Below are 12,198 nucleotides of genomic sequence, written 5' to 3' on the forward strand. Positions count from 1 at the left end.
TTTAGGTTTATTTTTTACCAAGGATACCTGCTAATTGGTTTAGCTTATTGTCCTTGTTATTCTCTTTTGTTACTGATACAGCAACAGGTTCTTTGCTGAATTTTGCAACAGCGTCTGTTAAAGCTTTTACATCATCATTGGTTTTCAAAACCTTTGCGAATTCAGCTTTCAATGTTTCAATTTCAGCAGATAATGCTTCAATCTGTTCTTGTGCCTGCTCTACTACTTCAATTACTTTTTCAGCAACTTTTGAATCTTCAGCAGGGGCATCAGCATTTTCATCTTCAAAATCTTCAGCAGATTCTTCAACTACTTCAGGTTGTTTGATTTCAGCAATAACACCTGCTTCTACACGGATTTCAGTTGCTTCATCAATCGCATACCAACCATCAGGAGCTACATCACCGCCTTCACCATTACCAATGGTAACAGGTGCACCTACTTCTAACACAGGGTAAGAAATTGATTGACCTTCACTAGTTTCGGTAATCTCGAATTTGTATCTAACTTTAGAAGTAATAGATTTAGATTCTTTACCAAAAACCATTTTCTTAAGGTCATTAAGTGCATTTTGCAATACATTTTTATTTTCTTTTTTATTCATAATTAGGTTTATGTTTTCTTTAGCATAAAGTGTGATTACCCATTATTGGAGTTGTACAGGTACTTGTAATAGTTCTCTACCAAGGAAAAGATTTCATTCAATTCTTCATCAGTAGTATCTTCTTCAACAGTTTCAATTGATATAACTACATCAGCAACTTCATTATGAGGGTTATCAACAACTTGGTAATTGGTTTCGAAGAGTTCAAAAAGACCTTCAACTGAAAATCCATTTTTCTTACCATCCTTTATATCCTGCCATAATTGGTCATCACAAACTTGGACAGCTATAACCCAACTACCATCGACCACATCACCCAATTGAGCAGGTGCTTTGAATCCCTTCTCATTGTCAACTATAATATTTTGGAAAACATAGCTATTAGCATCTATTGCTTTATGGTCAACATTTAATTTGGTTGTTAATCCTTTTCGCATAAAGGTGTGTACGATTTTTTCAATCTTTTCCTTGGTGGCTTTTACGTATAATTCTTGGTTACCAACTTTTCTATAAATAGGTAAATCAGGAATCATAGCTATTCCATACAATTGTTTTTTATCTTCACTGAAAGCTAGTTTCTTGGTTTCAACCTGCTCACTGAATGCAAACCAATTAGCACCTGTAGCAGGGGATGCAACAAGACTAATCATATCAACTATTTTATTTTCTGCTTCATTGATGTCTAGGTCATATATTGGTAGGTTTTTATTCATAATTTACTTTAGGATAAAGTGTGAAACAAAAAGGGGCAACCGTTATAGTCACCCCCTGAATTATTCAATTAAATCTTACTGTAGGATTCAGCGAATGCATCCTTTTCTTTTTGTGTCTCTAGGTCTTTGTTTACAATATAAGCCTTCACAGGTTCTTGTTTGGTTTGACTTTGATTCTCTATTACCCTTACATCCTGTGTTTGTTTAGGTTGAAGTTGAGTAACATTTATTTGAGGTGCAGAAATGTTATTCCCACCTGTACTGCCTGTTTTATTGTTTACCTTGGTGTTAACAATTTTATAAACATTTGCTAAACCTGTTGCAATAATTCCGCTCATTGCAATTACCCTCTCCCAAGGTCTACCCACAAAGAATGGGTCTTTTAAAACTTGTGAACCTGCTAAATAAGCATTCATTGTAGCCTGTGCTACAGCTAATGATTTTTGCCAAAGTGTGTTTTCTTCACTTATTACTTTACTAGCTTCAAGCAATTGATTGGATGCGTCAAAATATAGATTTTCGCTATCCATTTTCTTTTGCGTTTGGTTCTGATTGATTTCAATTTTCTTGTCACTAGCATCTTTTTCTGCTTGAACCAAATCATTTTTAAATTTTGCATCTATCTGTGCAAGTTTTTCAGCATTTTCGATATACAGTAACCTTTCCTGCTCATAGTTCAAACGAAGCTGTTCAATTTTAGCGTTGTGCAGTTTGTCTACATTATCCAATACTAGTTGAATTTCTTCATCAGTTAATGGTTTAGCTTCGTTGGATGGTAAACCTTTTTCAGATTCATTAATTTCATTCTGAACATTGAGAACATTAGTTTCTTGAATAGTGGTTACCTTATCAACCGTGTCCTGAAGTTCCTTATCCTTTAATGCTTTAATGCTATCTGTTAAACCTTTGTTGATATTATATACTTCATTCGCATATTCAGCTTCAATCTTAGCCAAGTCAACAGCATTATCTTTAGCCAATATTTTCTTTTGCTCATAACTATCCTTAGCATTTTTAAGTTCAACATTTGCAACTTTATTAAGGTCTTCAACTGTTTTACCTTCGTTGCCTGTTTTAGCATTCAATAAGTCAGTTTGTCCTTTGGTTTCAATTTCAGTTAGTTTTTTCTCATTGTCTTCCAAGTCATATTTTTTATTGATTTCAGCTATTTTAGATTCTTTAGCTTTTTCCAATGTGGCTACATCTTGACCATATTTTTTTGCTTTGGCTATTAGTGTTGAATAGTGAGCATCGATATCATCAACTTCTTTCTGTCTTTCAGTTTTAGCTAAATCAGAAATGTATTTACTTGCTTCAGCAACTGCATCTTTTATTTCTTTCAATCCATTATCAACAGCAGATGCAGTTGATTTAACTTGGTCTTTAACAAATTTATTGTGTTTTATACCTTCAATTTCCATCATATCAGTAAGCTCATCCACTCTTTTTTGGTCAGCAGATGAAAGGACTTTATTCTTAGATTTCAATTGGTCAATTTCATTTTGCCACATCTTTTTCTTGGTGGCAAATATTTCCTTTTCTTTTCCACCAGTGGCTTCGAGTATTTTTATTGTTTTTTCAGATTCATCATTGAATTTTTTGATATTATCAGTAGCTTCTTTTTTAATTATACCCTGACCGTATCCGCTTTTGAAATCTTTTATAACATTACCAACACGTTCAATTGGGTTGAATGCAGTTAATATTTCTTTTCCTGCACCTTTCCAGTCACCCTCCTTGAACATATTGAATGCTTTAATTGCACCTTGAATAGGACGTACTATGAACCCAACAACGGCTTTTCCGACTCCTTCAGCTATTGCAGAAAAATTGGTAAACTTAGAACTGATACCATCTATAGCAGGAAAAAATTCTTTAACCGTTGCAGATAATGATTCCCAATTTTCGACTAAATAAGAGACAGCAGTAATAACTAAACCTATTCCTATTGAAGCTAGTGAAATTTTTAACAACTTGGTTGCAGAAGTAGCACCATTTGTACCAGTAACCATTGCCTTCATTCCTTCGACATACTTACCCAATGATTCTACACCATCTTTAAGGGTCATTAATGCCATCATCTTTTGGATTGATTTCTCAGCTGTTTCTGATTCTATCCCTAAACTAACCATCGTTGACTCAAGGATTTGTCCTACGCCCACAACACCGTGAATTGAACTCTCAAATCCTTTAAAGGCATTTTCAATCTTCATCCCTGATATCGTTCCTTTTAGTTTGGTGATGGTTTTAGCAACATCATCAAGTTGTTGGTCAGTGGCTAAACCTGAAGCTTTTAGCTGTTTGAAAACATTATTTGCTTGGTTGAGATGGTCACGTAATTCACCAATAGAACTATTGTCAAAATCAATTGAATCAAAAGATAAAGCAACATTTGACAAATCCTGAAAACGTCTTTTTAAGGCATCAGTATCAGCTAGGGCTTCAGATGTATTGATGTCTACAGGCACAGTTATACCTTGAATCTGACCGTTTATATTGTCCATAACGGTCATCAATTCCGACATCATCTGTTCTGAATCACTATCGTTCAATTGAAATATATCCTGAAATAATCTTTGGGATTTTTCTATTTCATAGTTGAGATTGTCCAATGAAACATTAGGTAAATCGATATTCTTAAGGTCATCAAGTCTACCTTTAATATCATCTACATTAGCATTTACTTTTATATCAATATTCTTGACCTCAGCAATCTTTTGATTTAATGTCTGTATCTCAGCAGAAACATTTTTTAAATCACCGACTGAAGCCAATCCCGAAGCAGATAGTTGTTTGAATAGGTTCTTTGCTTGGTTTAATGCAATTTCTAATTCATTTACATTGATTTGGTTTAGTTCAATGTCCTTGTACTTATCAACAGCTTGGGTTAATTCACCAAACTTCTTTTTTAATGCTTCAGTACTTTGAATTGCATTCTGATTATCGACCTTGACATTAATTAATATTTCCCTTTTGTTTTCTTCCATAATAGGTTTTCACTTTAGATTAAAGTGTTAAGGGAAAGGCATTAAAAAAGGGATAACTGTAAAGCTATCCCTATGGAAAAATTAGATATTAAATTGGTTTAGGTTATATTGTAATCTTTAATCATTTCGTCTACGACCTGACAAAGTTCATATTCTTCTTTACTTGTAAGTACTTCCAAAACTACTGTTAAGTATAAGTACTTTCTATATTCTTCTGTTTCATCCCTGTTCATAATGATATCAAGGAAATCAGATTTTACCCTAATGTAGTTCATAATTTCAGGAGTAAATACTTTGTTAAGACTATTGGTTAATTTATCGGAGGACATTACTTATTTAATTTAATTTTACCATCAACAACTTCAAATGGTATTTCTTTTTCAAGTCTGTTGTCATTTCCATAATCAACAAATCTATATTCACCATTGAATAATGGTTTATTCTTTTTTGCTAAGTCAGTAATGGTATTTTGATACCAATAACCAACATCTTTAATTGCTATTATTTCTGCACCATCTTCAAATTTTTCATAACTAACAGGTATAATATTACATCTATCCACAGGTCTAATTTTTGGTGCTAATGTCAATCTGATAAATTCCTCAACATCAAAAGAATAATGTGATGGAACTTGTGTTATTTTAGCATCTTCATCATACCATTTTTTCAACCATTCATAATCATTATCCTTTTCAATTTCTCCTTGCTCGTACTGTTTCAATCTTAAATCTCTTTTGAATTTGTTAGGACAATACCAAATACCATCTTTTATCAACACTTCCATAGTATCTAAATTTAGATACCCTTCTAAATCTTCTTTCCATTGAAAAGGGAAATCAATGTTAGCATCTAAAATCGGTTGAAGAAATTCAAAACCTTCTTTTAATTTGTTTTCTTTACTCATAATTTATCTATATATCTTATAAATACTGCAAAATCTGAAAGTTGTAAAGGCTGAATACTTAACACATTGATACTGAACTAGAATAATTTAAAATAATTTTCAGAAGGCTTTTCTTTTGGTTCTTTGCGTTCAATCATTTCTGATTTAAGCTTGATATCAGATTCAATAATATCGTTTAGCAACCAAGCTAGGAATGATGCATTGTCATTTTCTTCAATGATTACGGATAGTTTTAAAGCATTGGCTAAGGCTTGGTGAAAATCATCATATGATTCAAAATGACGTTCTTCAGGTTGTGTTACATATCGACCAAGTTCAATTGATAGTTTGGTTTTATCAACCAAGAAGGTTGAACAATATTGATGCAGTATTTCAATCAGGTCATCATTATCTTCATCTAAACCCAAATCATAATATTCGGGGTCATCTACCTCATCTGACAATAGGATATATATTTGTTTCAATAAGGAATAGTCATCCAGTTCGGATTGTTCATTGTATAAGGATTCAAGCAAGTCAAATAGTTCTTGATTAATTGGTTGGTTATAGACAGCAAACTCATAAAGTTCTGCTAGTTCAGCTCGGTATTGTGACATAAGTATCTTTTATTAAAAAGTGTTGGAAATAAAAAAAGGATAGCTTTATTGGCTATCCTCTATAATTAAATAATTTTAAAGTTTTTTTAAGTATTGTCAGCAATTCTAGAAGTATTATATTCAATATTTCCTGAATTGTTATTTATATCTTCTAAAATCTTTAATTGTTTTCTAGACAATTGCACCAATTCTTCTAACAAATTGTAAATTTCTGTTACTTCTGAGTTTAAATTTTCTAGCTGTTGTTCTAATGGATGTGTACTCATAATTTCTTGATATTTAGTTGTTAATAATTTTTAAATAAACATAATAAATTTTAGATATTAATCCAATAAAAGATAGAGGATATGCAACCCCCTAAATAGACTGTATTTAATCAAAAGTTAGAAATTGATTATGATGAATTCTTATACCTTTTTTTATTTTATATATATTTGGTTTACAAACTAATTAACCTAATAGATTTTTTTTATGAGTAATCCATTTGAAGCCAATATTGATAATAAAGAAATATTACAAGAATTTTTGAGTTTCATTTCTCCAAATGATAATGTCGATATAATATTATCCGCTCCATTTGGGGCAGGAAAAACATATTTTTTGAAGAATGACTTTTTTTTAAATACTAAAGAAATTTATAATGTTTTTCATTTATTTCCAGTAAACTATTCAGTTTCTTCTAATGAAGATATAATGGAATTAATAAAATATGATTTACTTCAGGAATGTCTAGTAAACCATTTTAATGTAATTGAAAATGATGATTCTTTAGGTTTTTCCTCAGCATTAAAACTTTCATTTTTCTTAAGTGAAAAGTTCAATATAATTGATTTTTCAACAGGAGTACTAGAGAAACTTAATAATCTATTTAGCAATAATGAAAGTGAAATATTAGAACATTCTGTGAAACTAACAAATTTCTTAAATAAGGAATGGAATAAATTTAAAACCAAATCACAAGTCAAAACTGAAGAAACAATAATTGAAGATTTCTTTAAATCTTTTTCTAATAAAAAGGGTATTTATGAAAATGATGATTTCACAAAATTCATCAGGTCATTTCTAATGAAACTCAAAAATAATGAAGAAGAAAATCCCAAGAAAAATATTTTAATAATTGATGATTTAGATAGGATTGACCCTGAGCATATATTCAGATTATTTAATGTATTCAGTGCGCAAAAAAATTATACCACGAACAACCATAAATTTGGGTTCGATAAAATAATTTTTGTTTGTGATATAAATAATATAAGAAAAATATATCAACACAAGTATGGAAGAGATGTAGATTTTTGGGGTTACGTTAGTAAATTTATATCAAGAAGAGTTTACCATTTTGACAGTAAAAATCAGGTAATAAAAAACATTCGAAGTGTATTATACAATGCTAAGTACAATCAACACTTAGATAATGAATTTCTTTTAAATGAAAGTTACCAATCTACTCACCTTAATTTAATTTCTTCCATTTTGTCTATTCTTTTGTATTTAGAAAGAATAAGTTTAAGGGATATTTTGAAGATTGAAGATATGGTTATTAAACAAGAAGAGTTTTATTCCATTAAAAGTAAAAAAGACCGATTAGTATTATTTATAGATAAAGCAATCGGTGGGAAAGGAAATTTTAGAGAAATTATAAAGTCATTAAATTCATCAGGTCTAAAATTTAACTATATAAATTTGGGTTTGGATAATAGAGAGGCTGAAGGGATTTTTATAAATATTATTAAATTTATTGTAAGTAATGATATTGAATTTGATTTAGAAATGATAGCCAAAGGAAATACTTCTTGGAAAATTCAAGATGAATATTATGTAACTGTTGAAGAATATAACAATCAATATACCTTTAAATTACAAGGTTATGAAAATGGAAGGTACGAGTCTTTTGATTTAATTAAATACTTGAATGAAAATATTAATTAGATGTAGAAATAAAAAAGGCTAACCGATAGTGACTAGCCTTCCAAGATAAAATAAAATATGAATGATTATTTCTTTAGTTCTCCAATCATATCAAATAATTCATCTGATACATATTGGTAATATCTACCATTCAATGCATCGCTGATACCAATAAGATAGTTTAATTCATTTCCTTTGACAGCCTTGTTAATCTTTGCTAACTGTCCTTTGCTCATTATATCTGATAGTACCATATGAGATACCAATTGTTTAATTCTCTTTTCCATAATGTTATAATAGTTCATTAGTGTATGTTTATAAATAGTCTTTTGATTGGGATAATTAAAGTGCAGGTACTACTTTCTTTGTGATATCAACATATTCAAGTAAATCCCGTAGGTAGTTTTCGGTTTCTTCAATAGATGCGTGTCTATTAGCTTTCATTATCTCAGCAACAGTCCATCCGTTTAAGAACTTCTGAACATTGGAATAATGCTTGACAGAATACAGTGTATAGCCTTTTTTAGATAGACCTAGCTTATCAATAATCCTAATGAATCTTTTATAAGGTCGGTTAGGATGGTAGGAGAGAGTACCCCAAAGAACAACATCATTGCAGAATAGGTAACTATCAGCAGGTGCATTAAAGTAGTATTGTTTTAGTAACTTATAAAAGTTGTCATCAATATGAACATATCCATCTTTTTTGTTCTTGCTTATATCAGCAGGGATATATATAGTTCTCTTATTCCAGTTGATGTGCTTTACCTGCAATGAACATAATTCACGTGGTCGTATACAGGTGTAATAGATACTACGTACAAACATAGACAACATAACATCCTTATCTACTTCAGTCATTATCTTATTGAAGTCATCCTTACTAAATGCTTTGTTGCGTTCAGATTTAGATACATATTTAGATTTGATTCTTGATACAGGATTGGTATCGATATATCTACTATCAATGGCAAATGCAAATAAACCACTGTATATACCCTTTGCATTGTTATAGGTTTTATTCGACCATTTAAGGTCATTTTGCAAAGACATCATCAAATCATTAATATCCTTATGGTAGATACTATTGATATTGGTATTACCTAATTCATCTGATATGTACTTTAGTTTAGATTCATAAGACTGAACTGTTTTAAGCCTTGAACCTTTGTTTTTATGCCATTGGATAAATTCCTTAACAGCTGTTTTAACTGTAGGAATAATTACAGGTTTTGCTTTAGGTAGGTTATATGTTCCTTCTTTAAGTTCATTCTCAATAGAATCTCTTAGCTTGTTAAACTCAGATAACTTCTTGTCATAATTTAGTAATCTGTTAAGACCGTTACTTACTCTTTTTCGTTGGTCACCAATTGTGAATTCAATCACCCATTTGGTTTTTGCTTGCTCTGCTTTGGTTCTGCAATTCTTGCCAAAGTTAATCTTGGGAATAGTGTAGTTCGCCATTTCTCGCCATTTTGTTAAATAATTCATTAATAATTGCGCACTCATAAAGGGTACACTACAACAATAAACTAATAACTGCGCACTCCTAAAAAGCCACTCTACATACATTTAAACGTAGATTTTACTACTTAAACTGAGCACTGAAATGGAAAGTCTGTATACGGGATGACTGTATCGAGGGTTCGAATCCCTCTCTCTCCGCCAAAGAAATAAAGCCCGACGTTAGTCGGGTTTTGTTGTTTCTAAGGCTGTTGCCAAACTTGTTTGAGCAACAGCCTTAGAAACAACAAAACCGCTCGCGTAGCGATGCGGCTTTATTTCTTTGAAGCCACCCACAAAAAGGGATGGTTCAGGGTACCGAGCGCGGAGAGTGAGCGGCTGAACCAATCCAGATGGCAAGTTTATCCATTGATATTCACCTTAGTTTTCCAAATTTATCTGACCTTATATTCTATCCTTATATAGATTAAATATTCAATCTTGTTTTCCATTTCTCATCCTATCCCAAAATTCTTCCTAATCAAATCCTTTTAATTCAAACGATCATCCAATGTTCTAATATTCCCACTCCATAAAATCAACTTCAATTTCTTTTTACTATATTTAATTACAATACCGAAAAAACATCTTTCAATATGGCCAATACATTTAACCATAATATATATTAAAGCAAATAGACTCTCAATTTTAAATCCTATGATCATTCGCCAATTCCTTTTACTACTATTGTTGCTCACCAATGTATATCTACATGCAAATGATGGGGCATATTTTGCTTCTGGCAATCAATTAATCCCTATCCACGAAACTGATATTTCAGTACAAAAAGAAATATTAAAAGTAAAGAAGGTTAACAATCAGTTTATCGAAGTAACCGTCTACTATGAGTTCTTCAATCCTGCTGAGGCGAAGGAAATCTTAGTTGGTTTTGAAGCAGTATCGCCATCTGGTGATGTAAATGGAGCTCCCAAAAAAGGTTTACATCCATATATGCGAGATTTTACAGTAGAAATGAACGGGGAAAATCTTAAATACAATGTCGCATATGTCGCTGATTCCCTTTATTATCAGAATGGAAAAATAAAAAGCATTGACTTAAAAACATTTGATGGGAGCACCAGTGGTAACTATATTGATTTTATGTATGTCTACCACTTTAAAGCTAACTTCAAAAAAGGTAAGAATATCGTTAAACACACTTATAAATTCGATGTATCCAGCAGTATAGACTACAATTATCACTTTAATTATGTTCTTACAGCTGCGAATAGATGGGCGAATAAACAGATTGATGATTTTACATTAATTGTTGAGATGGAGGATTCTGAAGAATTTAATATCAATAAGACATTTTTTAAGTCAAAAGATGAATGGCAAATTGAGGGTAAAGGAAAAGTGAGTGAGATAGAAGGAAAGGCAAATACCGCCATGGAAAAGGACGCCCTTCGTTTTCAAATGCAGGAAGGAAGATTGGTATTTAAGAGAAAGAATTTCCATCCTGAAGGTGAATTAGAAATCTATAGTTTTAATAAGCATGTACAGAGCATGGAAAATAAAGACGATGGATTCTATTTACCGTTTTCTGTTTATATGTCAAAAGGTTTTGACTTAGAAAAGCCAACAACTCCTTTTCAGAGAGAAATCATGAGTACTCTACCTTTCGCCAGGAGAGGTTATGTATTTAAAGACAATAAATTCAATTACAAAATATGAAAGGAAGTGGATAGTGAGATGGTATAAATAATCTAATAAAATAAAATGTAAGTTAATGAGGATCATATTCTTATTGTTTCTATGTATATCAATTATTGGTTGTTCCTCAGCCCGAAAACTTTCAAAAGATTTCTCAGGTAAGGTTTCAACCATCAATACAGCATTTAAGGGGGAATATTATTCCAATAAACCTGCAGAGATCAAACAGAGGTTCACGGTTAAAGAATATACATTATGGGATTTCTTATCCTTTTATCGATCAGATATAGATTCCACTGAGAAAATACCAGATGATGCCATTTTACGATTAACTGTTCAGCCAGACAGTTATCTAGAAGTTACAGCTTTCAAAGGAAATGATAAGTTATCTTCATTTTCAATCTCAACTAGGAAAGAAGGTAACTACCTATATTTAAAGAAAAACCGATCAATGGTTCCAATCCCCGTTGTCTATTTTCAAATAAAGGAAGATATCTCCTTTTTAGCTCCCCTAGATAACAATAGATTGGGGATTATGAACTATAACGACAATACATTGTGGATACTATTCTTTGGTGCTAGTAATACCGGTCGAACAATTGAAGAATACGAAAGAATTAGTTTTGACAGCCTCTATTAAACTCATATTGTCTCAATGATAAAATCAACGATAATATTCTATTTGTTATTTCTATTCACTCAGCCACTGTTTGCTCAAGAAAAGCAGGAAAAAGTGATTTTTTTAGAATTGCAAGAAGGAGGGGACCTAGAGCCTTTATTTGTGAAAAGTGGTGACCAGCGATTAACTTTTGTATATCAACCAGATTCATTTGTGGAATTGAATTTATTAAGAGGAGACAGTATTCTGATTAACTGGGAAGATAGGGTTCTGGATCTTGCCGGAGATACCGGAACTGTAAGAGAAAAGGTAGTAACCAAAATTCTTAAAATTAAGGATAGTAAAATTCTGGATTTCCGAAGTAAATATGGAAAGGATCTAGTCTTTCAATATCCTATGGACAGTAATTATACAGAAACCTTTAAAGATTATCTATATAACTGGGTAGAATATTATCTAACCATAAGTAAGACTCTCCCGGTAGAAGATCTTATTATTGATAAGTCAAATACAATCTATTATTCCATTGAGGATGCTGAAAAAAATGGAAGGAGTTACACACTTATTGGGATTGGTGTAAAATCTTCTACTGAAAATTCCAGCATTCTTCAATGGTTATACCTAGATAATGAATCTCACCGGATGTATGAATATGATCTAGGAAAGGACGAATTGATAGAAATAATATAAATGCAATTATAAAAATCCTAG

13 protein-coding genes are annotated in these 12,198 nt (G+C 31.5%); 4 read left to right on the top strand and 9 right to left on the bottom strand.

The genetic code is table 11. The annotated features are described in order from the left end of the window. Positions 1-7 precede the first annotated feature (7 nt). From CRT24_RS03550 to CRT24_RS03580, 7 genes are all read right to left on the bottom strand, one after another. Positions 8-604: a hypothetical protein gene (locus CRT24_RS03550; RefSeq protein WP_099369870.1), complete on the bottom strand. Its 597-nt coding sequence runs from the start codon at positions 602-604 to the stop codon at positions 8-10. 35 nt (positions 605-639) lie between these two features. After that, a complete protein-coding gene (locus tag CRT24_RS03555; protein WP_099369871.1) occupies positions 640-1,317 on the bottom strand; it encodes an XkdF-like putative serine protease domain-containing protein in 678 nt (225 codons plus the stop codon). Positions 1,318-1,385: 68 nt separating this feature from the next. Further along, entirely contained in the window at positions 1,386-4,304 is a 2,919-nt protein-coding gene (locus CRT24_RS03560) for a hypothetical protein (protein WP_099369872.1), read from the bottom strand. Positions 4,305-4,402: 98 nt separating this feature from the next. Continuing rightward, positions 4,403-4,633, bottom strand: coding sequence for a hypothetical protein (locus CRT24_RS03565; RefSeq protein ID WP_099369873.1), 231 nt, complete (start codon positions 4,631-4,633; stop codon positions 4,403-4,405). Further along, positions 4,633-5,208 (bottom strand): hypothetical protein, encoded by a 576-nt coding sequence (locus tag CRT24_RS03570; protein WP_099369874.1) that lies wholly within the window; start codon positions 5,206-5,208, stop codon positions 4,633-4,635. The genes CRT24_RS03565 and CRT24_RS03570 overlap by 1 nt, the downstream gene beginning before the upstream one ends. A gap of 77 nt (positions 5,209-5,285) precedes the next feature. Next, on the bottom strand, positions 5,286-5,804 hold the full coding sequence (locus CRT24_RS03575) for a hypothetical protein (RefSeq protein ID WP_099369875.1): 519 nt from the start codon (positions 5,802-5,804) through the stop codon (positions 5,286-5,288). A gap of 86 nt (positions 5,805-5,890) precedes the next feature. After that, complete coding sequence (locus tag CRT24_RS03580; RefSeq protein WP_099369876.1) at positions 5,891-6,070, bottom strand: hypothetical protein; 180 nt, start codon at positions 6,068-6,070, stop codon at positions 5,891-5,893. A 205-nt stretch (positions 6,071-6,275) separates the two neighbouring features. On the opposite strand from CRT24_RS03580, the gene CRT24_RS03585 reads away from it, so the two are divergent. Beyond that, positions 6,276-7,733, top strand: a complete 1,458-nt coding sequence (locus CRT24_RS03585; protein WP_099369877.1) for a P-loop NTPase fold protein — start codon at positions 6,276-6,278, stop codon at positions 7,731-7,733. A gap of 65 nt (positions 7,734-7,798) precedes the next feature. On the opposite strand, the gene CRT24_RS03590 is transcribed toward CRT24_RS03585, so the two are convergent. Then, entirely contained in the window at positions 7,799-8,017 is a 219-nt protein-coding gene (locus CRT24_RS03590; protein WP_144034499.1) for a hypothetical protein, read from the bottom strand. Between the two features lie 37 nt (positions 8,018-8,054). Further along, positions 8,055-9,176, bottom strand: a complete 1,122-nt coding sequence (locus CRT24_RS03595; protein ID WP_180269055.1) for a tyrosine-type recombinase/integrase — start codon at positions 9,174-9,176, stop codon at positions 8,055-8,057. 696 nt (positions 9,177-9,872) lie between these two features. On the opposite strand from CRT24_RS03595, the gene CRT24_RS03600 reads away from it, so the two are divergent. From CRT24_RS03600 to CRT24_RS03610, 3 genes are read left to right on the top strand one after another with little or no spacing between them, the layout of a single operon-like run. Further along, a complete protein-coding gene (locus CRT24_RS03600) occupies positions 9,873-10,889 on the top strand; it encodes a hypothetical protein (RefSeq protein WP_099369880.1) in 1,017 nt (338 codons plus the stop codon). Positions 10,890-10,944: 55 nt separating this feature from the next. Further along, positions 10,945-11,508 carry a hypothetical protein gene (locus tag CRT24_RS03605; RefSeq protein WP_099369881.1) on the top strand — a complete coding sequence of 188 codons (564 nt, stop codon included), beginning with the start codon at positions 10,945-10,947 and terminating at the stop codon, positions 11,506-11,508. Between the two features lie 15 nt (positions 11,509-11,523). After that, positions 11,524-12,177 (top strand): hypothetical protein, encoded by a 654-nt coding sequence (locus tag CRT24_RS03610; protein ID WP_099369882.1) that lies wholly within the window; start codon positions 11,524-11,526, stop codon positions 12,175-12,177. Positions 12,178-12,198: the final 21 nt, after the last annotated feature.

Origin of the sequence: Sphingobacterium sp. 1.A.5 (genome assembly GCF_002734235.1) — a bacterium.
GTDB classification, from domain to species: domain Bacteria; phylum Bacteroidota; class Bacteroidia; order Sphingobacteriales; family Sphingobacteriaceae; genus Sphingobacterium; species Sphingobacterium daejeonense.

Bases quoted from the DNA above. Each gene is read 5' to 3' on its own strand.
- CRT24_RS03550 (WP_099369870.1), bottom strand. From the start codon at position 604: ATGAATAAAAAAGAAAATAAAAATGTATTGCAAAATGCACTTAATGAC.
- CRT24_RS03555 (WP_099369871.1), bottom strand. From the start codon at position 1,317: ATGAATAAAAACCTACCAATATATGACCTAGACATCAATGAAGCAGAA.
- CRT24_RS03560 (WP_099369872.1), bottom strand. From the start codon at position 4,304: ATGGAAGAAAACAAAAGGGAAATATTAATTAATGTCAAGGTCGATAAT.
- CRT24_RS03565 (WP_099369873.1), bottom strand. From the start codon at position 4,633: ATGTCCTCCGATAAATTAACCAATAGTCTTAACAAAGTATTTACTCCT.
- CRT24_RS03570 (WP_099369874.1), bottom strand. From the start codon at position 5,208: ATGAGTAAAGAAAACAAATTAAAAGAAGGTTTTGAATTTCTTCAACCG.
- CRT24_RS03575 (WP_099369875.1), bottom strand. From the start codon at position 5,804: ATGTCACAATACCGAGCTGAACTAGCAGAACTTTATGAGTTTGCTGTC.
- CRT24_RS03580 (WP_099369876.1), bottom strand. From the start codon at position 6,070: ATGAGTACACATCCATTAGAACAACAGCTAGAAAATTTAAACTCAGAA.
- CRT24_RS03585 (WP_099369877.1), top strand. From the start codon at position 6,276: ATGAGTAATCCATTTGAAGCCAATATTGATAATAAAGAAATATTACAA.
- CRT24_RS03590 (WP_144034499.1), bottom strand. From the start codon at position 8,017: ATGAACTATTATAACATTATGGAAAAGAGAATTAAACAATTGGTATCT.
- CRT24_RS03595 (WP_180269055.1), bottom strand. From the start codon at position 9,176: ATGGCGAACTACACTATTCCCAAGATTAACTTTGGCAAGAATTGCAGA.
- CRT24_RS03600 (WP_099369880.1), top strand. From the start codon at position 9,873: ATGATCATTCGCCAATTCCTTTTACTACTATTGTTGCTCACCAATGTA.
- CRT24_RS03605 (WP_099369881.1), top strand. From the start codon at position 10,945: ATGAGGATCATATTCTTATTGTTTCTATGTATATCAATTATTGGTTGT.
- CRT24_RS03610 (WP_099369882.1), top strand. From the start codon at position 11,524: ATGATAAAATCAACGATAATATTCTATTTGTTATTTCTATTCACTCAG.